Here is a 25,093-nt window from a genome sequence, read left to right as displayed (position 1 = left end):
CATGTTTCAACTGGATTTGCTGGATACCAAAAAAGACACATCCGGGCGGAAGGGGCGGAGCGGGGGATCCGTCTCCAATGTTTCCCTCAAGGATATTGCGATTGTCGGGATATCCGCCAAGCTGCCGCGCGCGGAATCGCATGAAGCATTCTGGGAGCTTCTGCGGAGTGGTAAGGATCTGGTAGGCGGGTTTCCGGATTCCCGCAAGGAGGAATTGAAGCCGTATTTGCGCCGCATGGAGGCGCAATATGGCTCCGTTTCCTTTTTTGACGGGGCGTATATCGAAGATATTTCGGGTTTTGACTATTCTTTTTTCCGGCTTTCGCCCAAGGAAGCCTCGCTGATGAGTCCAGCGCAACGCCTGTTCCTACAGACGGCCTGGGGAGCGCTTGAGAATGCAGGGTACGGCGGAGCTGCGCTGCATGGTTCGCGCACCGGCGTCTTTATGGGCTATAACGGGGACGCGCAGCATGATTACAAGCGAATCATCGAAGCTTTGGACCCGGATGCCTTGTCCATGGCGGCGCCAGGCAATCTGAGCTCCATGATACCGAGCCGGATTTCGTATTTGCTTAATTTGCGCGGACCGGCGATCAGCGTGGACACCGCCTGCTCCTCCTCACTGGTAGCCGTCCATCTGGCATGCCAGTCAATTCGCAGCGGTGAATGTGAGGCGGCGATTGCCGGCAGCGTCAAGATTAACGTGCTGCCGCTTGATACCGGTATACGGCTTGGCATCGAGTCAAGCGACAACCGGGCCAGAACATTCGACGACTCGGCGGATGGAACTGGCATTGGCGACGGGGTGATTGCGCTGCTGCTTAAGCCGCTGTCGCGTGCGCAGGAGGACGGCGACCCTATATATGCTGTCATCAAAGGCAGCGCGATGAATCAGGACGGCAGTTCGGTCGGCATTACCGCCCCGAACGCCCTCGCTCAGGAGGACGTCATTGTGCGCGCCTGGCAGGATGCGGACATTGATCCCGAAACCTTGACGTATATGGAGGCTCATGGCACGGGAACCCCGCTCGGTGACCCGATCGAAATCGACGGGCTGACGCGCGCCTTCCGGAGATATACCGATAAGCGGCAATTTTGCGCCATCGGCTCGCTGAAAACCAATATCGGCCATCTCGACCATGCCGCCGGCATTGCAGGGCTGCTCAAAGCGATCCTGTCACTTGTCCACAAGCAGCTTCCGCCAACGCTTCATTATCGCTCGCCCAACCGCAACATTCCGTTTGTGGATTCGCCCGTTTATGTCAATGACGAATTGACGCCATGGGAGACGAACGGCGAAGCAAGAAGATGTGGAGTAAGCGCGTTTGGCATGAGCGGGACCAATTGCCATGTTGTGCTGGAGGAGGCTCCTACCGGTACACCATCGGGTCATTCGGACAGAGCGGAGCTGTTCTGCTTGTCAGCGCACAGCATGACGGCGCTGGAGCGGCTCGTCCTGCTGATGCGGGACTGGGCTCAGGAGCATCGCGCTGATGAGAACCGCAGCCTAGCCGATCTTTGCTACACCTTGGCCGTTGGCCGGGGAGCCCATCGGTATCGCTTGGCGATTGCGGTAAGCGGCTGGGAGGAGCTTGTCCACACCTTGCATTCTGTTGCCGAAAGCGGCCTTAACGGCCTTGCGCTGCCGAACGTCCTCTTCGGGACAGCCGACTCAGCTCCGGTCGGGAATATGAGACAGCAACCCGGTTCAAATGAACGGGAATTGGAAGCGCTGGAGCTGGGCCAACGTTACGTGGGCGGATACGAGATCGACTGGAAGGCAATCTTTCGGGGACAACGCTGCCATCGGCTGCCGCTTCCGACGTATCCGTTCGATGCTCATCGTTGCTGGGTGGAGGAGACGCGGGCTGGAGCAGCGCTTCATATGCCATTTGCCGCCTGGAGCGGATATTCGCTCGGTGGAGATATTCCCGAGGAGCTTGGGCAAGAAATGAACGAGACGTTTGCCAGATGGCAGGCCGTGCTTCAGCGGAGCGGCGGGATGACGAGTCAGAGTCGCCGCGGCGTTACGTTAACCGGAGAGCGCTCCCGCCTGGAATGGGAGCAGCATGTCGCAGATGTTTGGGGAGAGCTACTGGGTTATGACGAATTGCCTGCGAATGCCGGGTTTTATGAGCTGGGCGGAGATTCCATTATTGCGCTCAAAATAGTAAACCGGGTCAGCGAGCTTGTGGGCGTACGCATTCAGGCGGCGGATTTGCTGGGACATGCGGATCTGCCTTCGTTCACAGCGCTGATCGAGCAGCGTCTCAGGGAGAGCGGCGCGGTGACAGCGCAAAGAACAAGCGCAGGGCATGATCGACAAGGGGCAGGCGTTGGGATCGGCGAGAAAGAGGCGAACGGCGGGCAAGCGGTAGCCAGCACCATTGACGGGAAAATGGCGTACGGTACTCGTGACGGGCAAGCGGCGGCTGGAGGTGTTGGCGGATCAAGAGTAACCAGAGTGCAGGACGGGCCATGGACCGGCCAAGTGTCCGACTCTTTGTTCGGCGATACGCTGGAGCCGATTCCAAAGGCGGCTCCGCAAGAGCATTATCCGGTTTCATCGCCGCAGAAACGTATGTATTTGCAACAGCAGGCGATTCCGGATGATCGCAGCTATAATTTGCCTGAATTGTTGCACTTGGACGGGGTTATTGATGCAGATCGGCTGGAGGCCGTCCTGCAAGCCATTGTAGAGCGTCACGAGACGCTTCGTACCACCTTCCACGTCATCGACGGAGAGATCAGACAGCGTGTTCACGACGCCATTTCTTTCCGCTTGATTCGCATGGAGGCCGATGAAGCGGAAGCGGAGACCGTGCTGCAAAGCTTGTTCCGGCCGTTCAGGCTCGATACGGCTCCGCTGCTCCGCGCAGCTTTGCTGACGCTGGGGCCGGAGCGCCATGTGCTGTTTCTTGATATGCACCATATTGCATCCGATGGCATGTCGGCGGGCATTCTTTTGTCCGACCTGATGACTTTATATCAGGGAGGTTCGCTGCCGCCGCTGCCGCTGCAATACAAGGATTATGCGGTATGGCAGGAGAGCAGGCCGCTCTCTGGGAACGCCGAACGGTATTGGCGCGAGCAATGCCGGGGAGACTGGCCGACGCTTGCGCTTCCAACCGATGCCCCGCGGCCGCTCGTCAAAGGCAATCGCGGCGAAACGTTCGACGTCTACGTCGAGGCTGGTTTGACGAAGGCTGTGCGCAGCCTAGCGGCCGAATCGGGCACGACTCCGTTTATGGTGCTGCTATCGGCATATTACACGTTCCTCGCCCACTATACAGGGGCCGAGGACATTGCCGTCGGCACGCCGATTGCTGGACGGAATAGGCGCGTGCTAGAAGCGATCGCGGGCATGTTCACCGGCACGCTGGCGCTGCGCGCTTATCCGCTCGCGGACAAGCCGTTCAGAGCTTTTTTGTCCGAAGTGAAAGAGATGGCGACTGGGGCTTACGCCCACGCCGATTATCCATTCGAGGAAATTGCGCAATGGATGGACAGAAGGGATGCCAGCCGGAGTCCGCTGTTTGACACGATGTTCATCATGCAAAACCTGGGTATTCCAAACGCTTCATCTGAGGGGTTGTCGTATCGCCACCAGCGCTTTGAGCATGGAACCGCCAAATACGATTTAATGATTCAGGCTGTGGAGAATGGTGCGGAATTGCGGCTTGTCGTGGAATATAATACCGATTTGTTTCGCCGCGCGACAGCCGAGCGGTTCATGCGGCATTATGTGCAGCTGCTGCGCAGCGTGACGCTCCGTCCCGACGCCACACTAGGCGAAGTGGAGATGCTGACGGAGGAGGAGCGCCTGCACATGCTGGCGTTGGGGAGACGCGAAGCGGACTTTTCGCCGCCGCGCTGTCTGCATGATTGCTTTAAGGAACAGGCGCTGGCCGTTCCCGAACTGCCGGCCGTAGCTTGCGGCGGTGAATCCATGACCTATCGGGAGCTGGATCGCCGTACCGATGCGCTGGCGCGAACCTTGCGCGCCAAAGGTGTGGGACGCAGCAGCGTAATCGGCATCATGGCGGAGCGCTCCATCCCCACGCTGACCGCTATGCTCGCCGTTATGAAAGCCGGAGGCGCTTATCTGCCTGTAGATCCGCATCATCCAGAGGAGCGCATCCGCTATATGCTGGAGGACAGCGGCGCGGAGCTGGTAATCGCGGACGGCGCGCGTTCCGGATCTACGACCGTCGTGCCGGCCTCCTTGCAGGTGCTGGACATAACGGATGAGACGCTGTTCTCCGGCGGAGACGATGCTGCCGCCGCAGGGGCACAGGATCCTGATGACCCGATGTATGTCATCTATACCTCAGGTTCAACGGGTCAGCCGAAGGGCGTCATGGTGCCGCACCGCAGCTTTTACAATTTCGGACATTCGCTCAGGACGTTTTTTGACGGACAATACGGCGAGGGTGACAGATGCCTCAGCCTCACCAATATTTCGTTTGACGTCAGCGTAGCGGAGCTGTTTATGCCGCTTATGTTCGGGGCGTGCACGGTGCTTTACCCGGAGCCGAAATTGCTTGATCCGCGGCGAATTGCCGAAGTGATTGCGGAAGAGCGGATTACATTCGCTTATTTGCCGCCGTCTTTGCTGAAAGAGGTTGCGCGGCTGCTGGAACAATCGGCTTCCGCGATTACGCTGGACAAAATGCTCGTTGGGGTAGAGCCGATTAAAGACGAAACGCTGGAGCTGTATACGAAGCTTAATCCCGGGATGCGGATTATTAACGGCTACGGCCCTACGGAGGCGACGGTCTGCTCCAATATGTACGCATACAAGCCGGGCGCTTATCGCGGCGGCTATGTGCCGATTGGCGGGCCGATGCACAATGTCGAAATTTATATATTCGGCTATGGCGGCCAGCTTGCTCCAATCGGTGCAGCCGGGGAGCTGTATATTGCCGGCAGCGGCCTTGCCGACGGTTATGTGAACAAACCGGATATGACAGCTGAGCGCTTTTTGCCGCATCCGTACAACGAGGGCCGGTTCATGTATCGCACCGGCGATATCGCAAAGTGGCTGCCTGACGGCAACGCTGTGTATGTGGACCGGGCCGATCAGCAGGTAAAAATCAGAGGCGTGCGGATTGAAATGAACGAGGTTCGCTCGCAATTGATTTCCCTTCCCGAGGTGGAGGATGCGGTAGTGGTCGCCCGCGAGCAGGCAAGCGGCGACAGGGAGCTGTGCGCTTATGTAGTCGCTTCGGACAAGCTCCCTTCGCGGGAATGGCGAAGAAAGCTGAAAGACAAACTGCCGGAAGCGATGATTCCGGCCTATATCGCGGCAATTGATGCGATACCGCTGACGCCGAACGGGAAAGTGGATCGGCGCGCCTTGCCGGAGCCGGACTTCGGGGAGCGGGGAAAGCCGGAGCTGCCGCGAGACGGGATGGAAGAGCGCGTCGCCGCCATTTGGGAGGAAGTGTTGGGCGATACGGCCGGACCAATTGGTATTCACGACGACTTTTTCGAGGTTGGCGGCCATTCCTTGAAGGCTGCCGTGCTGGCGGGCAAGCTGCAGCAGGCGACGGGCACCCTGGTTCCACTTAGCCTGATATTCGAGCTTACCTCCATTGCGGAAATAGCCGCCTGGCTGAAGGAGCGGGACGGTGCCGCTGTGGCGGCCGAGCCGATCCCGAAGTCGGAGCGCCGCGATTGGTATCCGATGTCGCGCGCCCAGCGCCGCCAATATATGATGCAGATGCTGGCCGGAGACGCCACCATGTATCATGTGCCGTTTGCGCTCCGCTTGCAGGGCAGGCTGGATGCGGCGAGGCTGGAAGACGCGTTTACGGCTCTGATCGCGCGCCATGAAAGCTTGCGGACGACCTTCCATATGACAAAGGACGAGTTCAGGCAAATGGTTCATCCGCCGTATGCGTTCAAGCTGGAGACGCTGGATCGTGCCGCGTCGACCGGAGACGAAGCGCTGCGGGGAGCACCGCCGGACGGCGCCGAGGTGACGAGGCTGATGGAAGTTTTCCAGCGCCCGTTCCATCTGGACAAGCTGCCGCTGCTGCGGGCGGGGCTGCTGCGGCTGAATGAGGAAGATCATCTGCTGCTGCTCGATGTTCATCACATTATTACGGACGGCGTATCCTCCGGTTTGCTGGTGAATGAGCTGTCGCAGCTGTATGCCGGACAAGCGCTGCCGGAGTTACGCGTGCAATACAGCGATTATGCGGTGTGGCAGGAAACCGGATTTGCAAATGGCACATATGAGGAACATAAACAATACTGGATGGAAATCTTCGAAGGCAAGCTTTCTGTGCTGGAGCTGCCGACGTATCGGCCGCGCCCGTCTCTGCCGAGCTATAAGGGCCGCCGATATTCGTTCCGTCTCGACGCGCGAACAACGGCAGCGGCGCGAAAGCTGGCTCGGGAAGCCAAGACGACGCTGTATACGGTGCTGCTGGGCGCTTTTGCCGCGATGCTGGCCAAATACAGCGGGCAGGCCGAAGTGATTGTGGGCACTCCCGCCGCCGGCAGGGAACATGCCGATACGCATAGCATGATCGGCATGTTCGTCAACACGCTGGCGCTGCGGACTAGGCCGGCAAGAGACAAGACGGTAAGGGCCTACATGGCGGAGCTGCATAACCATGTCGTAGAGGCGCTTTCGCGCCAGACGTATCCTTTCGAGGAGCTGGTCGAGGGGCTGAAGGCAGATAGCGACAGAAGCCGCAATCCTTTGTTTGACGCCATGTTTGTCTTGCAAAATATGGACCGGGCGGTGATGGAAGCAGGCGGGCTCGTCTTTGGTGTGATGCCGTTCGAGACGAGGACAAGCAAATTTGACCTGACTCTGGAAGCGGTGGAACGGGAAGCGGAAATCGAGCTTCAACTGGAATACGCAACGGATTTGTTTCATGAAGAAACCGCGCGCCGCATGGCGGAAAGCTATACCGTACTCGTAAGGGAGATGTGCAGATCTCGTGATCGCACGGTCGGCGAGCTTGAGCTGATGAGTGAAAGCGAGCGGGATCAATTGCTGGCTCTGTTGGCCGGAGGAAGCATGCCGGTACTGGCCGCTAGCAGAGAGGGGGGCAATGGTAGGATGGAAACTCGAGCCGAGAAAGACACGACGGACCAGCAAGGAGATGCGACGGCTTCCTCGCAAGCCACGACGGAATGGACGGGGTTTGTCCAGGAGGTGGAGCGCCAGGCGGCGCGCACGCCGGATGCGGCGGCGATTCAATTCGGCACGGAGACGGTGACGTACGCCGAGCTGAACGAACGCGCGAATCGGCTTGCCCATTCCTTGCGGGCGAAGAGTGTGGGGCCTGAGCGCATTGTCGCGCTGATGGCGTCCCGCAGCCCGCTGCTGCTTGTCGCCATTTTGGGGATTCTGAAAGCCGGAGGCGCATATGTCGCCATTGATCCCGCTTATCCGAAAGAGAGGATCGACTGGATGCTTGAGGATTGCGGCGAAGCGCTTCTGCTGACGGAAAAAGCATATGCAGGAGTCGTAACGAGAGCCGTTGCCGAGTGGTATCTGGACGATCCGGAGCTGTATGCGGCAGACAGAGGCAATCCGGAGTTAGTCCATAAGCCGGACCATTTGGCGTATGTGCTGTATACGTCGGGCTCGACCGGGCGTCCCAAAGGAGTGATGATCGAGCATCGCGGGCTGGCGCATTTCATCAGCGGCTTCCGAGAACGGATTCCGTTTGAGAAGGGCCAGAGCATCCTGGCGATGGCATCGGTCTCCTTTGATATTTTTGTCGTTGAAAATCTGCTTCCGCTCACGCTGGGTATGCGGATTGTACTCGCGAGCGAAGAGGAACGGGGCGACGCCGCCTTGCTGCAAGGCCTGATCGACACGTACGGCATCGATGTGCTGCAAATTACGCCGTCGCGCTTCAAATGGTGGATGAACCAGCGAGGCGAAACGGACGGTTTGCAACAGCTGCACATATTGATGATCGGGGCGGAGCCGCTCACGGCCGATGTGCTCGGCAGGCTGCGCGCCGCTACCGGAGCCAGATTGTTTAATTTGTACGGTCCGACGGAGACGACGGTGTGGACCTCAATGCGGGAAGTGACCGAAGGCGAGGAGATTTCGATCGGTACGCCGATCGAAGGTTCCCTCATGATGGTGCTTGACGAAGGACTGAAGCTGCAGCCGACAGGCGTGACGGGCGAAATTTGCATCGGCGGGCCGGGCGTCGGGCGCGGGTATCTCAGCCATCCCGAATGGGATGTCGCTTTTGTGCCGAATCCGTATGCGCCGGGCGAACGCATGTATCGCACGGGCGACCTTGGGCGCAGGCTTGAAAATGGCGAGTTCGCCTACGCGGGACGCCGCGATTTCCAGGTGAAAATCAGGGGTCACCGGATTGAAATCGGTGAAATTGAACAGCTGCTGCTTCGCCATGAGCAGGTGAAGGAAACGGTCGTTACCGCATTCGAGGAAGAGGATGGGGAATATGCGCTTTGCGCGTATGTCGTCATGTTGAACGTCGCAGCAGCAGATGCAGAGCAAGACGACGACACGCCATCCGGCCGGTTGACCGCGCAGTTGCGCGAATTTCTCGGGGACAAGCTGCCTTCTTATATGGTTCCGGCCTTCATGGTCGTTCTGGATGCGATTCCGCTTACGCCAACGGGCAAAATCGACAGAAGGTCGCTGCCGAAGCCGGGACCAGCCGACACTGGCACACGAGAGCTTGTTCAGCTGTCGACGGATACCGAGCGCAAGCTGGCGGAGATTTGGAAGGAACTGCTCGGTACGGATGCGATCAGCGCCAAGGACAGCTTTTTCGATCTTGGAGGCCATTCCCTGAAGGCGGCGGGCATGATCAGCCGCATTGCGGAACGCTTTGGCATCCAAATGCCGCTGCGTGATATTTTTATGAACCCTACGCTTGAAGGTTTAGCGGCCCATCTGGACACTAGCGGAACCGTGGCGGCCGCACGCATTCCGAAGCAGCCGGAGTGCGAGCATTACCCGATGTCGAGGGCGCAGCGCCGCCAATTTATGATGGGGCTGATCTCGGGCGAGGCAACGATGTACCATGTGCCGTTCGCCGTGCATATGCAGGGCAAGCTCGATGTGGAGCGATTGGAGGAAGCTTTCCTTGCAATAATGCGCCGCCATGAATCGCTCAGGACGACGTTCCATCACGAGGAGGACGAGTTCCGCCAGCGCGTGCATGCGGAGCCGGTGTTTTCGTTGGAGCGGGGCGCTAAGCTGAGAATGGCGGCGGGCAAGCTGCTCGCGGAAGGCGGAGACGAAGGATTATTCGGCGGCATCAGCGCGCTGATGGAGCGCTTTATCCGTCCGTTCGATCTCGGCAGTCTCCCGCTGTTCCGTGCCGGATTGATTCCGCTTGGCGAGGAGCGCCATTTGCTGCTGCTGGACTTGCATCATATTATTACCGACGGCGTCTCCGTCAGCGTCCTGCTGCAGGAACTGACCACTTTGTACGGCGGCGGCGAGCTGCCAGAGCTGGATATCCAGTACCGGGATTACACGGTATGGCAAGAAGAACAAATCGGCAGCGAGGCCTATATGGGGCATGAGCGCTACTGGCTGGAGGCGTTCGAAGGGGAACTGCCAACGCTGGAGCTCAAGACTTCCTTGCCAAGACCGGAACTGCAAAACTTCAAGGGCAGTCTGATCAACTTCAGACTGGATGAGGGGCTGACGCTCCAGATCAAGGCGTTTGCGCGCGAGCGCGGCACGACGTTGTACACCGTTCTGCTCGGAGCTTATGCGATGCTGCTGAGCAAATGGAGCGGTGACGAGGATATCATTATCGGCACACCGGTAGCAGGCCGCAATCATGCGCAGCTGGAAGGGCTGATCGGGATGTTCGTCAATACGGTCGCGATTCGCAGCTTCCCGGAATCGTACCGGACCGTTGGCGACTATTTGACCGAACTGCATGAGGATGTACTGCGGGCGCTGGAACACCAGAATTACCCGTTTGAGGATTTGGTGCAAAAGCTGGGAATCGAACAGGACCGCAGCCGCAACCCGCTGTTCGTTACGATGTTTATTTTGCAAAATATCGATCGCGTCGCTTACCGTTCGGGCGGCATTGAATTTGACCCCAAAGAGTTCGATCCGGGCGTCAGCAAATTCGATTTGACGCTTGAAGCGGTGGAGCAGGACGGCAAGATCGGCTTTACGCTGGAATATGCGACAAGTCTTTTCCACGAAGAAAATGCCTGGGCGCTGGCGGATGATTATACGGCGATCATACACGCGCTGGTCGAAGACGGAGCAAAGAAAAAAATCAGTGCTGTGCTTGCGGCAAGCAAGCTTGCTTGAACCAAAATTCTGAGCCTAAGGGGGCGGCGAACCATGAAGCTGTCAATGAAAAGGAAACCGTTTAACGAGTTTTGGATGAACTGCATGCTGAACCAGGCCTTTTCCATAGCGGTGTCCGAGGATCCCAGCTACAGGGATGCGGCGTATTTGAACATTTACCGGTACTTTCCTTGGGAGGCCGCAACCGACAAAGACTTCCGCTATCCGACTATTGACACGCTGTATTATATGGACGATCCGGCCAGATTCCCGCTGTCGCAGGTGATCCGCTATATCGAGCCCGGTCATTTCCGCAGCATGGAGACGGTGCCGGAGGAAATCAGGGCGATGCTGGAGGGCGGACGCAACTTGAGCGTAAACGTCGATCTGTATGACTGGCTGCCGGGCAGTATGGCCTGGAAAAGGTTCCATTGGTATCATTATTCGCTGTTTAATGGATACGACAAGGAGCGCGGCGTCTTCTACGTCATTGACGATACGCTTGCCGGCTACGAGGAGCACGAGGTGCCGGAGGAAAGGCTGCTCAAGGCGTACGGCAACTCGGAATACAACGTGAACCCGAGCTATTTGGGGCCTGCCTTCTACGTATACAACTTGCAGGAAAAAATTCAGCCCTATGAGTTGAAGCTGACTGAAGTGGTGGAAAATGCGGAGCGGCTGGCGAGGGAGCTTGGCGAGTTCTCCATAGAGGGCATGTGGAATGTAGATTCCGACCCGGAGAAGAAGCAAGCTCATTTGACCTATGGCCTTGTCGGCGTCAACATCATTTGCAACCGGCATATCGCCAACACGTCGCTGCTCCGCTCCCTGCGGGAGAAGGGGCTGATCGGCGAAGCGCTGCATGAGTCGCTGTCCGGTCAGCTTGGCGCAGTGAGGGACGGATGGGATCTGGTGAAGGACCGATTTGTGACGGGGGACTTCGAACGCGGCAGAGAGCTGGCGCTCGCGGACGATTTGTTCGCGAAGGAAAAAACGTTCTGGACCATGCTTGTCGCCGGCGCGTAAAAGCCGCTTGCGTCAACATGTTACCCGGGAGGCGGGCGTTATGACGATATCTTTAATTTGTTTGCCATATGCAGGGGGCTCCGCTCAAGTGTACAAACGCTGGACGAACCGGCTGCATCCCGGCGTGCGTCTGGTGCCGGCCGAACTGGCGGGCAGGGGAAGCCGCATGGACGAGCCGTTCTATGCGGACGCGGCGGAGGCCGTGCGGGATTTGCTGCCGCTGGTAAGAGAGACGGCGCTTGGCTCAGACTCCTATGCTTTATTCGGCCACAGCATGGGCAGCCTGCTCGAGTATGAGGTGCTGCATGCGCTGCGGGAAGAAGGATTCCCGCTGCCTGCGGCAGTCTTCCTCTCCGGCAGAGGGGCACCGCATTGCGAGCAGAAGGAGGCTCGCCGGACCCATCTGCTTCCGGATGACGAGTTTCTCGAGGAAGTGAAGCGGCTTGGCGGCATGCCGGACGAGCTGTTCCGGCATCGGGAGCTGCTGGATATGTTTATGCCGATCCTAAGAGCCGACTTCAAGCTTGTCGGCGAATACGAGCATCGAATGCGGCCGCCGCTGCCGCTCCGGCTCACCATCTTGAGCGGTAAAGATGACGGCTGCGTCAAAGGCCCGCTCGGCGAATGGGAGCGGTACGCGACGGGAGGCTGCGAGCTGATGCTGTTTGAAGGCGGACATTTTTTCCTGCATGAGTGGGAATCCGATGTTGTAGCGGTGATTAACAAAAAGCTGACCGAGGCGCCTGCCCCGATCTGACCCGTAAGGAGCGTGATGGAAGATGCTGAACAAACATGCGATATGGTTTCCCGGTCAGGGATCGCAGCGCGTCGGGATGGGAAAAATGCTGAGCGAGCGGTATCCGGTTGTCAAAGCGACGATGGAGGAAGCGAACGAAGCGCTGGGCATGCGCCTTGACAGCCTGATGTATGAGGGACCGACAACGGAGATGACGAGGACGGACAATGCCCAACCCGCTATTCTTGCGCTTGGTGTGGCAATGTACAGCGTCTACAGTCGTGAATGGGGATACCTGCCTGCGATGGCAGCCGGCCACAGCCTGGGCGAGATTACCGCTTTAACCTGCGCGGGAGCCATAACGTTCCCGGATGCGCTCAGGCTCGTACGCCGCCGCGGCGAGTTGATGCAAGGGGCCGCCGCTGCAGGGATCGGCACAATGGCCGCCGTGAACGGGCCGAGTCCCGATGTTGTCGCCAAAGTATGCTTGGAAATCAGCGCAAGCTGCACGGACGGAAGCCGTATTGTTGTGGTATCGAATATGAATTCAGACCGGCAAACGGTGATTTCGGGCCACAAAGAGGCTGTCCATGAAGCGTCCGAAAGACTGTCCGCCCATGGGGCCGCAGTCATTCCGCTGCAGGTAAGCGCGCCGTTCCATAGTCCGTTGATGGCGCCGGCGGCGGCACAATTTGCCGAAGTGCTGAGCCGCGTCTCGTTTGGAGAAATGGATTTTCCCGTCGTTTCCTCCTTGACGGGTCTGCCATACGGAAATACGGCGGAGATCGCGGGTATGCTGGCAAGGGGATTGACGGACCCTGTCAATTGGCCGGCTGTCCTTGCCTTTCAGAAAAGTATTGGCGTTGCCTCTGCCGTAGAACTGGGTCCGGGCAATGTATTGAAACGGCTGGCGCCAGCGGACGGACTACGCGTATTCGCTTTTGACGACAAGGAGGATGAAGCGCAACTGGTTGCCGCAAGCCGGCAAACGGACGCTTATTCGATTGATCTGCTGAATCGTTGTCTGGCTATCGCTACGTGCGTCCGCAACCGCAACTGGAACGCGGCCGAATATGAACAAGGCGTCGTTTCGCCTTACCGCGGCGTGCAGCGCTTGGTTGATCGGCTTCGGGAGACGGGAGAGCAAGTGGCGGAAGCGCATGTTCGGCAAGCGCTGGCGATGCTGGAATCGGTGTTTCGCACCAAAGGCACGTCCGCCGATGAGCAGGAGCGGCGACTCGCAAGGCTGTGCGATGAGTTCGGCCTGCGCAGCTTGCCGGGCGTTTCTCCTGCCGACCGGCCATACGCGGGCAGTCCATTATAGTGCGTGTTCAAAAAGGTCGGTTTTCAGCACCGAGAAGGTTGGATAAAGCTAGGGTCAGAGGAGCGGAACGTACGTAGTGGGTACGTGAGCACCGGAAGGCCCGGCTGAATTCAAGATTCGATGTCGAATATGCTTTCAGTGTTACTTCGTGATCAAAAGCGGACTTTTTGAACAACCTCTTATTAGGAAGGAGCGGGGTCATGGGGATCCGGCTGAACAATGACGAGTTGGATCAAGATGGAGTCAAGCGCCCGGAAGAGCTGCCGTCTCCCGTGGAGATTTTGCAGGCATTGATCCGCTTTAACACAACAAATCCGCCGGGTGAGGAAGCCGCATGCATCATGTATATCCGGCAACTGCTTGAGGATACGGGCATTGAGACACGGACCTGTTCGCTTGATCCGGCCCGGCCCAATCTGCTGGCCAGGATGAAGGGCAGCGGGGAGGCACCGCCGCTGCTGCTGTACGGGCATGTCGACGTCGTTGGCACAGGGAAGCAAGACTGGAGCCGCGACCCGTTCGGGGGCAACATCGAGGGCGGCTTCGTCTGGGGGCGGGGCGCTCTTGATATGAAAGGCGGCCTGGCGATGCTCGTATCGGCTTTCCTCCGCGCGCATGTACGCAAGCTGCCGCTGCGTGGCGATCTCATTCTGGCGATTGTCAGCGACGAGGAAGCAGGGGGCGAATACGGGGCTTCCTTCCTGGTAGAGCGGCATGCCGATTATTTTGCGGGCGTCAAGTATGCGCTCGGCGAATTCGGCGGCTTCTCGTTTCATGCGCTGGGAAAAACCTTTTATCCGATTATGGTGGCGGAGAAGCAGCTCTGTTGGCTCAAAGCGACGATTCGAGGAGATGGTGGCCACGGCTCCATGGGCAATCCTGGAGCCGACTGTATGGCGCAATTGGGGAACATGCTTCAATCGCTTAGCAGGAATAAGCTGCCGATACGTGTGACACCAGCGGCGCGGTTGATGATTGAAGGCATGGCCGCCGCACTGCCGCTGCTGCCGGCGCTGCTGCTGAGAGGGTTGCTGCGTCCCCGGCTGTGCGGCCTCATCCTGAAGCTGCTGGGGGAAAAGGGAGGGACATTCGCCCCTCTTCTGCGTAATACGATCAGCGCGACCGTTGTTCGCGGCGGCGAGAAAATCAACGTTCATCCAAGCGAAATTACGGTTGAGCTCGACGGCCGAACGCTGCCGGGCGTCACTCCGCAGCAATTTATGGACGAGCTGCGCCGATTCGCGATTCATGATTCGATCGAGCTGGAGGTGCTGCGTCATGACCCATGCGCCGAAGCTCCCGACATGGGGATGTTCGGGTTGCTGTCCGACGTGCTGAAAGAAGCGGATAAGGAGGCCGTTCCGGTGCCGATGCTGCTGCCCGGAGGAACGGACGGAAGATGGTTTGCGAGGCTCGGCATCCAAACCTACGGTTTCCTGCCAATGCCGCTGCCCAAGGACATGCAGTTTACCAAACTGATTCATGCGGCTGATGAACGCATTCCTGTAGAAGCGGTCGGGTTCGGCACGGATGCGATTTACCGGGTGCTGGAACGGTACGGAGCGATGCCATGATGCCTTTTAAAACGTTTTGAATATTCGCATATTTACAATTTTATTAGCGCTTGAAATGCAAATGGCCATTTCAAGCGCTTTTTTTGCATAGCTTTTCAAGATTGTGAGCATGGACACATCGTTATTTCTATGAGTTGCCAACAACAGCTTTTGCACGATTGGAGTTATAGATGATGGCAAAGGATTCAACGTTGAAGAATGTTCACAAAAAAGTTTAGTTTTATCTATTGTAAATAGCTATGTAGAGGATAAACTTAAGGGAGCATGCAATTTGAATCTACAGCGTGTGAAACAAACGTTTCATTCACGTTTAAAATGTAATAGAGGACTACAAAGGCGTAGTCTTACTAAAGCAAAGAGGCTTAAGGTTATAGCATTCCTACTTGTTAGGAAGCGGTATAACTTTAGGCCTTTTTGTGTTTATTCTCTGGTATGGGAGATGAGGAAATGGCAAAAATTTGTTTCACACCTCTTTTAGTCGAGAACAGAATCGATGTTCAAAAGTGTATCACGGCTGTAATGGTTGCTATGCTCATTGCAAGTAAAATGGTTCCAAAAAACTGCACCTAAGAAGTAGAGGAGGGTACCCATGAGTATCGATAAAAAGATGATTGAAGAGATGGTTCGTAAAGTCATCATGGAAAAAGTAGGGGCTGATGCTTTTGAACAGAACGTTCATAGAGGTCCAGGAGGGATTACTTCTATTAAAGTGCCAAATATGAAAGTAACAGAAGAGGATCGTCTCGATACAGGCAACACTAATGATATCGTCTATTGTAAAGATCTTTTTTCGCTAAAGGAAAGTCCAAGACTTGGCTGCGGTATCATGGAGATGAAAAAAACAACCTTTGACTGGACACTTAACTACGATGAAATTGATTATGTGATTGAGGGACATCTGGACGTTATCATCGATGGTACAAAGGTGTCAGCTGGACCAGGAGAAGTGATCCTGATTCCAAATGGAAGCAGGATTCAATTTTCTGTGCCAGAATATGCACGATTTATCTATGTAACATATCCGGCTAACTGGGCAGAACAAGCGTAACATTCTAATTTCTACTCGCCGGAGAAATCCGAAACCGAAACCGCCGCAACAGTAATGTACGTATACTCCGGGCTCCATGGTTTCAGAACCGGGGCTTTAGCGATGCCCCGGTACCAATTTCGAGCGGACTAGCTGCCAGAATAATTCCCGACCGGCGGGCAGGATCTCCTGATACAATCCTTGTATTCTGCGGGATGATGTCTAATGAGACCAATGTGACCACATTACGAACAGTACTAAAGCCTGATTCACTGGGCTTTTTTTTATACCTATTGTAGGATTTTGACACAAAATTGGGTGCATTGTGGAGGACCTTTGTCGATTAGGTGTTTCAACGAAGAAGGTTATCAACCTGAGCAACGACATTCGAATTTATTTACTAACAAAGCAGAAGCTTATAGCGTGGTCACGTCCTATATTGATTATTATAACGAGCGTTGTATTCACTCAAGCATCGGAGTATCAACCATCACATCTCTTTGGTGATCAACTTCGAGTCTATTGCACTTACAGCAAATCGTATTTTTTAAGCTATTCTCGGTCCTCCGTATCTATTTTTCAATCTAGCATCTTGTTTAATGAAACATAACTACATCTTTCACGTATATCCCTTTAGTTCTATATTTTAACAGAGAAAACGATAGAGAAATCTATAGACTATCGTAGAGGTCACGTGATGTCGGTTTTGAAAAAACGAAAGTGGATTTTATGGTTGTCAGCTTTAGTCCTTATCGTTGCAGTTCCAATAACAATTTTCATGCAAATAATCATTCATTCTAATGTACCAGAACTTGCAGAAGGAAGCATTGAGCAGCGTTATGCACAGCAAGGAAGCTATCATGTAAAGGTAGAAGAAGTTAAGAGTACGAGCGGTGAGGCTTTATTTAGAATTTACTACCCAGCATTTCAAGGAGACGAATCCTATCCTATTATTTCTTGGGGGAATGGAACAGATGCCACGCCAGATCGTTATGATGAGCTCTTAACTCATCTTGCTAGCTGGGGATTCATTGTAATAGATTCCTATAGCAAGACAACAGGAACAGGCAAAGAAATTGTGGAGGCTATTGATTATTTGAAAAATGAAAACCAACTAGCAAACAGCTTGTTTTATCAAAGAATACAAATGGAACATATTGGTGTAGCTGGACATTCTCAAGGGTCTACTGGGGTCATTAATGCTCATACCAACTATATAAGTGGATCCTTGATTAAGACGGTTGTATCCATCGCTCTCCCGGATTTGAAGCATTGTGATCCAGAAGATATGTACGATACAGCACGCATTACTGTTCCTTTCTTCATTATGGGCGGTACACGAGATTTTCTAATCTCACCGGTATCAACGAATCAATTAGCCTTGCATAGTACTAACGCAAGTACGCCTGTTATGATGGGGATGGCAAAAGGTGCAGCTCATACTGCGATTGAAGGTAATGGTGGCAATCATAGGGGTTACTTGACGGCTTGGATGAGATATCGGCTGTTTGATGATCAGGAAGCCATGAAGGCATTTCATGGGGATTCTTCGGAGATGTTGCATAATACAAATTGGTTGGACGTTAAACAAGCAAATATGGATGATAAAAAATTCGTGCAATAACAAAAGAACGGCATTTTTTCCGTTCTTTTGTTGATGTAGTCATTGAACTAACGGAGGCGATAGATTAATTGATTTAGGCTGAAGCGACAAATGTCGGAGGACAAGAAAATTGCTGAGAGACAAGAACATAAGCCGATTACCAATTAGTATTTTAGTCATGCCTTTGCAGCACACGCGGTGCAGACTGAGAAGTTACCATTAGATATCGTTAAAGAACTTCTTCATCAGAAAAATATTAGAGTAACAGAATACTACACTGTACCAACTTCCCAGCAGATTACGCTAACAGGAATATTAATACATAGATGTTAGAATTTTTCATAGGAGTGTAGTCCACCATCAAATACTAATCTTATGGAAAAGAGTCTAGATAAACAATATACTAGCTATAAAGTTATTTGTTGAGGTGAATATCAAATGGATGAAGTCGATGAATCAAAACAAATTGTATTACAAATCGGCGGTGCCTTGAAAAAGTACAGAAAAGAAAAAAACATGAGTTTAGACGACTTAGCGGAATTAACTGGCGTAAGCAAACTTACTCTGGGGAATATCGAACGTGGCGATACAAATCCAACTTTGGCGATTATATGGAAAATTTCAAAAGGCATATCTTTACCGTTATTGGCTTTGTTCAAATCAGAAGACCCTGTTAGTTTGTATCGAGCAGGCGAAGGACTGCGGTTTTCTAATGATCAAAAAAATTGGATCATTGAACCAGTCTTTAAAAGCAACGATATTGAAATGTGTCGGGCTTACTTACAGCCAAATAGCTCTTATCACCCTGAAGGTCATCATGTGAATACAACTGAAATTGCAACAGTAATGACGGGTTCCATTGATATTCAACTCAATGGAGAGATTTACACATTGAATCAATATGATACGATCAGTTTTCGTGCAGATTTTCCTCACTCTTATACCAATCATACGAATAACGAAACAGTGCTCCATATATCCTTAAAGTATGGTTTCTAAAAATCGAAAATGCCACTATTCAATACAACTCTGAATTCCATGACGGGAATTCAGAGTTGTATTTTTGTTTTCAGATGAGTTAACGTATGTTATAAAATACTTCTTGTTATTTATATTATATTATACTATACTTTTGTTGTTCGCGCGGATGTTATTGCATAGTTTTTTTCAATCAGCAGGAAACAAACACTACGTATGAGTTCAGGAAGGAGAAATGAAGAATGCCGAACAAACAAAACAAAAAAGCCGTACCATCCTCAATAGGGCTGATCATTCTCGGCATTATTATTATTGCAGCTAATTTACGTACTCCCTTAACCTCAGTTGGTCCTTTAGTGAGTTTTATAAGGGATGACGTTCATATTTCAAATACATTAGCAGGCCTGATCACAACGGTACCCTTGCTTGCCTTTGCTTTATTATCGCCTCTAGTACCAAAGTTAGGACGAAGATATGGGGTTGAGCGTATCATTTTGATTGCCCTAATCTTTCTGACTGTTGGTATTGTAATACGATCTTTATCTGGCTCAGTTAATCTGTTTATTGGAACAGCAGTTCTTGGATTCGCCATTGCCATATGTAATGTATTATTGCCCAGTATAATCAAACGGGATTTCCCAAATAAAATTGGCTCCATGACAGGAGTTTACTCCATTTCAATGAATTTATGTGGAGCAATCGCATCGGGAATCAGTGTACCGCTAGCCATGAACGCAGGGCTAAAATGGCAGGGAGCATTGGGAATATGGGGGATTCTAAGCTTTGTATCGATCCTCTGTTGGTTACCCCAATTAAGAAATCAAGCGAATCAAACAGCCAAGACAAGTCAAAAGATGGTCAGTAACGATGTGAATGTTTGGCGATCCCCGCTTGCTTGGCAAGTAACCTTGTTTATGGGTATACAGTCTATGGTTTTCTATGTGTTGATCGCATGGTTGCCTGAAATTTTAAAGCAGCAAGGAATTGACTCCAACCAATCTGGATGGTTCCTCTCGATCATGCAGTTATCGATGCTTCCATTTACCTTTATTGTCCCTGTTATTGCTGGGCGTATGTCTAGCCAACGTTTGTTAGTGGTCATCACAACCATTTTGCTTTTGACGGGGACGCTCGGACTTCTTTACGGAAGTTCCAATGTCATTCTGTTGTGGATCATCATACTCGGAATTGGTGGAGGCTTCGCCTTTAGTTTGGCCATGATGTTTTTCGGGTTACGCACTGAAAATGCGCATCAAGCAGCGGAACTATCTGGCATGGCCCAATCGATCGGATATCTTCTTGCCGCAATCGGTCCAGCCCTTATAGGATATCTGCACGATGCAACAAATAGTTGGAACCTGCCACTTTTCATTCTTCTTGGGGCTTCGGTCTTACTCTTTTTAGTTGGTATAGGAGCAGCGAGTAATCGTGTTGTAGGTAGTCGAGATGGTTACGAACTGCCACGGAAAGGATGATAACTATGTTTGACAAAATTATGGTGGCCATTGATAAATCTGAAATAACGAACAAACTCCTTGATGCAACCGTTGAAATAGCCCAAAATAAACAAACTCAAGTTACCTTGGTTAATGTCAGCCAGGATTATGTGTCAAATGGCATGACATATGTACCCGAGAATTTCTTGGAAGAATTATTGAACGAAATGGAGAAAGCGAGTTTGGAACAGCTGCAACAAACCAAATCTAAATTAAAATCTGCGGGGATTAACACGGAAACAGTTCATCTTAAGGGAGACCCTGCACGTGAAATATTAAATTATGCAAAGGATACCGAGCAGCAACTTATTATTATCGGAAGCCGTGGGCTAAGGGGCATAAAAGAAATGATGCTTGGAAGTGTCAGCCACAAGGTTTCACAGCTATCAAGTTGCCCAGTCCTGATTGTACATTAACTCCTTCGGGAACTGCAGAAATGATGCATTGTTTTACTAACGGGGAACGTTATAGATGAATCATACAGCGGCATTCTAGGATATTTGTGTCCTACAATGCCGCTGTTTTCTATATCCCTTTTGATTACTTGTCCGATTAGATGGTTATCTAATGTCTGGTGCGGGTTGCGACAATCTTAATAGATTGCTTGTAAAAAACAGTCGATTTGCTCTAGCCGAATGCCATCAAAACTGGGAGCAGTGTTGTCGGTGGTATGCTCCCTGTTTTTTATGGGCTTTGTCGTCTGACAAAAGCGGTCTTGAGGTCGATTACTGGGGATAATGAAGTCCACGTACGGTGATCTCCGTTTGCATTGGCCAATTACGACAAAACTCAACATGAGATGTCGGCAAAGTGCCCGGATCACAGTTGAGTTTCGGGACGGAGCTCTCTGCTAACCACTCTCCGTACGTGATAACAATGTCCGTCACATCAGCCGGATCTCCATCAAACGGAAGTTGTCGCGGCCAGGTTAACGTCGGTCGGCGTCCTTCGCCAGGCAGCGAGAGTGTCCAGCGATATTCCGTCATTTCTTCCTCCGTCAACTTACGCAGAATGCCGATTGGAAGGAGATTAGTCTCGATGAAAGAGTTGTGTTTTAATACCATCTGTTCACCTTCTACGGATCGTAATGCACGGAAAGTTTTCCGTCCAGGTTCCGGGAGCTCGCTCCAATTACGAGGTTTTATGATTCCCTCCATGTAGGCTATTCCTTTAACGGCCTCCGAATGGCGGTACGCCCAATCAAATCCCAGGGCCGAACCCCAATCGTCCTGATGCAAGTGCTTACTTTCATTGACACCTATTTCAGCGATTAGAAAATCGTTAGCGGAGATGTCAACCTTGAGGGGAGGTATTCTCTCGATCTCAAGACACGGAACCTGTTGTAACGCCAACGCCTTCACCGGGAAGACAGCCTCAAGACAACCATCCGCCGCTCCTGCATCTCCATCCGCTGCAGTGAAGAGCGCAGCGCCAACTCAATCTAGTGCTCCATCGACCACGATTCCAGCTGTCCAGGAAAGTCCGGAAACGGAAGCTCCTCCAGCAGCAAGATAGACCCCACATCATGGGCTTTGATGGACGCGGTCATCGTTCATAGTGGCGAGCATGATGCTACTGATGACGATCAGTGCATGCGGAGGACCGCAGGACCAGGCAGCGAATCAGGTGAATCGATTGTTAGTGGCTACCATCAGATTGACAGGATCCTGAAGGAAATTACTAATCATGGACGGGACCGTAATGGGCTAGTTTAACAACAGCTGCATTCAATCTCCCTACAGGAGATGATTCCGATGGTTGTGAAAATTAGTGCTGTGTTTCGAGTGCTCCACTCTTCGGAAGCGAGATATCGTTACCAGTTATAACATACTACTGACGTTGGTATTTTTGTCCCATATTACAAGAAACAAAAGTAGTGGTTCCAATGATGTCCGTAGTCGTAGTTAGGGCAATGGATATAGGGTAGAAGTTGAAAAATAGGAACAATTGCCTTAATCAGCCAACATCCAATATCCAAGTAATAATAGAAGAATAGACAGGGATAGGAGACAGATAATACTGAATCTATTAGAGTAATGGCGTCATTTTGCGGAAATCTGCCGAGGGACAAAAACGTGTGTATATCTCTGTTCTTAATCGATTTTTGTGTGTAAAACATATCCTGTCTTTTGAATATAATAGTTTTAATAGGTAGTTAAGTGAAGTAGAGTGAAGTCGCCGAAAGCAAAAATTAGTAAAGATTAACTATCATGACCTAGAGTTTCATGATGGTTATCAATATCATCAAAACAATTCTAGAAAGACAATATTGAACAAAAGACCTATCGATTTTCATTTGGAAACAAGATACAGTAAATGTAAATCGAATACATAATATGAACATGATTTACAATTTAATACCAGTTTTGTACGACAATAGCAAACCCGCCGAAAGGTGGCGACGCAAAGCTATAGGGGCTAATGCGGGATCTACTGCGACCGCGATGCCAGCCAGTTGCCGAATACAACGGGAGACCTCCGTTTTATTCATTTGAAGAAAGGGGGTTTTTTGACGTTCCAAAAAACAACGGCTAGCTTCGCTGTAAGAAAAAACTAAGTTTGGGGTTAGATAAGGCCACAGTCATAATTGGCTCAGGAGGGGGGATACTTCTTCATCGCAGAATGCGAAGAGGATTCTTCTGTTCGTTATTAATAAGACATTAATGAATCGATAATCCGGGAGTTGATGGTCATGGAACAAACGACATGTGAAGTATCAATTGACGAATTTCCGTGGGGAGAATGGACCAACGATGAAGGAAGCCGGGTTAGTTTTTGCCTTGATTCTGTAACGACCCGAAAACTCTATCAACTTGCGTTCAATTTCGGAATAACTGTGGATATGGCACTTATGGCTTGTTATGTAATCCTGCTTGCCAAATATACCGGCGAGGATGACCCTGTAATTGGGTATTCGTTGGAAAGCCAGATGCTTCCTATACGATATTCTCCTACTGTACATAAGCCATTAGGTAAGTTTCTGATAGAAGTTAAGCATACCACGATGCAAGCACTCGAAGATCGGAATATGCGTAAGAATCTGAGCGGCAATCCGTTCATCAAAGCGGCGTTTACTTGGCAAAAAGCCAACACCACTCCTTTGAAATCCGATCAGTTGGGGATGTTTGAGCTTGCTTTGACAGCTTTTAAGAAGGAATCTCTCATGATACACCTTGATTATGCGACCCGCTTGTACAGAAAGGAAACGATTGAGCAGATGGGCGACCACTTGAGCCGTATTGTGCAGGATGTTGCCGATTTTCCCGAGAAAGTGATTGCCGACATACACTTGTTGTCCGAAGAAGAGGAGAGACAGATTCAGGCTTTCAGCGGAACTAAGACGGACTATCCTTCCAGCAAAACGGTCCATTACTTGTTTGAGGAACAGGTCCGCTTAACCCCCGATCGCCCGGCGGTCATGACCGAGGACCATCAGATGTCCTATCGGGAATTGAACGAACACGCGAATCAGCTTGCAAAAGCCCTACAGGATCACGGCGTAAAGCCGGAGAGCGTCGTTGGCATTGTCGCGGATCGGTCTATCAGTATGATCGTCGGGCTTACAGCTATATTGAAGGCGGGTGGCGCTTATATGCCCATCGAAGCCGATTCTTCGTGCGAAAGACTCGAATATATGCTCGAGGACAGTCGGGCGGGATTTTTGCTGGCCCCTTCCAGTTGGAAACCTGACTTTGCATTTGAAGGAAAATTAATTTATTGGGACAACGCGCACCTTTACCATGACAGCTGTCCCCATACGATATCTGCAGTAACCTCGCAAAGTCTAGCGTATATCATCTATACTTCCGAATCAACGGGGACACCGAAAGGAGTCATGGTTGAACATCGCAACATCGTAAGACTGGTCAAGAATACTAATTATTTCAATTTTTCCATTGATCATCGAATTTTGCAAACCGGCGCAATTGCATTCGATGCGTCAACCTTTGAAATTTGGGGATCCCTTTTGAACGGATCTACCTTGTATTTGATGAAGGATAAGGATCTATTAGAACTTCTCAAATTGAAGGAAACCATCATCGGCCACCGCATTACGGCTTGGTTTCTGACTACAGCTTTGTTCCATAATCTGGCCGAACAGGATCCTGACATCTTTCGTACGTTGAACACCTTGCTAGTTGGCGGAGAAGCGTTGTCGCCGAAGCTCGTAAACGCCGTAAGTAAGACGTGTCCCGATCTGCGGATGGTCAATATATACGGTCCGACGGAAAACACGACATTCTCCACTTACTTCCCGATTGAACGTGAATTCGAATCCGCCATTCCGATTGGCAGACCAATATGCAATTCCTCCGCTTATATCCTTGACAAACAGTTGAAGCTTCAGCCCATCGGAGTAGTGGGAGAGCTTTGCGTTGGAGGGGACGGTATCGCGCGGGGGTATTTGAACCAACTGGAATTGACAGAAGCAAAGTTTGTGGAACATCCGCTCCTCGGGGAAAGGTTATATCGAACGGGGGATATGGCCCTGTGGCTGCCGGATGGCAATATCGAAATTATCGGGCGAATCGACGATCAAGTGAAGATCAGAGGGTATCGAGTAGAACCGAGAGAAATCGAGGCTCGGCTGCTGGAACACTACGGAATCTCGAAAGCCGCGGTAGCCGTCAAAGCCGACGAGAGTGGCAATCCGATAATATGCGCGTACTTTGTTGCGAAACAGGTTTTGTCCGATACAGATGTCAAAGCGTATTTAGCCCGTAATTTGCCTGAATATTTCCTGCCCTCTCTTGTGGTACAGATGGAAAGTTTGCCGCTCACCCCTAACGGGAAAGTCGATAAAAAAGCTCTGCCGGACCCTGATCTTCTGATGCTTGTCAACTGAGACGAACCGCTAAACGACGCAGCAAATGCTGAAAAAGATCTGGCTGGGCAAGGATGCCGAGAGAATCGAAAACGCATTTGACTCATTGAGATTTAGCGAAATTCGAGGATTTTGTCCGAGTAGGAAAACAAAGCATTTTTCAAATGAATCGGAGATAGCACAGGATTTAGAGCAAATTGGATTTAATACGAAACAAGTAAT

At 51.9% G+C, this 25,093-nt stretch carries 12 protein-coding genes and 1 riboswitch; of the genes, 11 read left to right on the top strand and 1 reads right to left on the bottom strand.

Features of this window, described 5'->3' with window-relative positions; all coding sequences use genetic code 11:
* The first annotated feature begins 1 nt into the window (after nucleotide 1).
* The 10 genes from MKY48_RS17270 to MKY48_RS17225 all read left to right on the top strand — a co-directional run bounded on the left by MKY48_RS17270 (nucleotide 2) and on the right by MKY48_RS17225 (nucleotide 20,462).
* Nucleotides 2–10,303 (top strand): amino acid adenylation domain-containing protein, encoded by a 10,302-nt coding sequence (locus MKY48_RS17270; protein WP_339290039.1) that lies wholly within the window; start codon nucleotides 2–4, stop codon nucleotides 10,301–10,303.
* A 33-nt stretch (nucleotides 10,304–10,336) separates the two neighbouring features.
* Complete coding sequence (locus MKY48_RS17265) at nucleotides 10,337–11,308, top strand: hypothetical protein (RefSeq protein WP_339264932.1); 972 nt, start codon at nucleotides 10,337–10,339, stop codon at nucleotides 11,306–11,308.
* Nucleotides 11,309–11,348: 40 nt separating this feature from the next.
* Complete coding sequence (locus tag MKY48_RS17260; protein ID WP_083659573.1) at nucleotides 11,349–12,065, top strand: alpha/beta fold hydrolase; 717 nt, start codon at nucleotides 11,349–11,351, stop codon at nucleotides 12,063–12,065.
* 22 nt (nucleotides 12,066–12,087) lie between these two features.
* Nucleotides 12,088–13,368 (top strand): ACP S-malonyltransferase, encoded by a 1,281-nt coding sequence (gene fabD, locus MKY48_RS17255; RefSeq protein ID WP_339264928.1) that lies wholly within the window; start codon nucleotides 12,088–12,090, stop codon nucleotides 13,366–13,368.
* A 200-nt stretch (nucleotides 13,369–13,568) separates the two neighbouring features.
* Nucleotides 13,569–14,942, top strand: coding sequence for a M20/M25/M40 family metallo-hydrolase (locus MKY48_RS17250; RefSeq protein ID WP_339264927.1), 1,374 nt, complete (start codon nucleotides 13,569–13,571; stop codon nucleotides 14,940–14,942).
* A gap of 589 nt (nucleotides 14,943–15,531) precedes the next feature.
* A complete protein-coding gene (locus MKY48_RS17245; RefSeq protein ID WP_339264925.1) occupies nucleotides 15,532–15,990 on the top strand; it encodes a cupin domain-containing protein in 459 nt (152 codons plus the stop codon).
* Between the two features lie 676 nt (nucleotides 15,991–16,666).
* Nucleotides 16,667–17,593 (top strand): alpha/beta hydrolase, encoded by a 927-nt coding sequence (locus tag MKY48_RS17240; protein WP_339264923.1) that lies wholly within the window; start codon nucleotides 16,667–16,669, stop codon nucleotides 17,591–17,593.
* Between the two features lie 417 nt (nucleotides 17,594–18,010).
* Complete coding sequence (locus MKY48_RS17235; protein ID WP_339264922.1) at nucleotides 18,011–18,571, top strand: XRE family transcriptional regulator; 561 nt, start codon at nucleotides 18,011–18,013, stop codon at nucleotides 18,569–18,571.
* A gap of 221 nt (nucleotides 18,572–18,792) precedes the next feature.
* Nucleotides 18,793–20,025, top strand: a complete 1,233-nt coding sequence (locus tag MKY48_RS17230; protein WP_339290037.1) for an MFS transporter — start codon at nucleotides 18,793–18,795, stop codon at nucleotides 20,023–20,025.
* Nucleotides 20,026–20,030: 5 nt separating this feature from the next.
* Nucleotides 20,031–20,462, top strand: coding sequence for a universal stress protein (locus tag MKY48_RS17225; protein ID WP_339264918.1), 432 nt, complete (start codon nucleotides 20,031–20,033; stop codon nucleotides 20,460–20,462).
* A 309-nt stretch (nucleotides 20,463–20,771) separates the two neighbouring features.
* On the opposite strand, the gene MKY48_RS17220 is transcribed toward MKY48_RS17225, so the two are convergent.
* Nucleotides 20,772–21,110 carry a hypothetical protein gene (locus MKY48_RS17220; RefSeq protein ID WP_339264916.1) on the bottom strand — a complete coding sequence of 113 codons (339 nt, stop codon included), beginning with the start codon at nucleotides 21,108–21,110 and terminating at the stop codon, nucleotides 20,772–20,774.
* Nucleotides 21,111–22,414: 1,304 nt separating this feature from the next.
* Nucleotides 22,415–22,509, top strand: a riboswitch (cyclic di-GMP riboswitch).
* A gap of 229 nt (nucleotides 22,510–22,738) precedes the next feature.
* On the opposite strand from MKY48_RS17220, the gene MKY48_RS17215 reads away from it, so the two are divergent.
* Nucleotides 22,739–24,892, top strand: coding sequence for an amino acid adenylation domain-containing protein (locus tag MKY48_RS17215; protein ID WP_339264914.1), 2,154 nt, complete (start codon nucleotides 22,739–22,741; stop codon nucleotides 24,890–24,892).
* Nucleotides 24,893–25,093: the final 201 nt, after the last annotated feature.

It is taken from the genome of Paenibacillus sp. FSL W8-0187, from assembly GCF_037969755.1.
In the GTDB taxonomy this organism is placed as follows: Bacteria; Bacillota; Bacilli; order Paenibacillales; family Paenibacillaceae; genus Paenibacillus_AQ.
The sequence above is the reverse complement of the archived record's forward strand: the minus strand, read 5'-3'. Positions and strand labels throughout refer to the sequence as shown.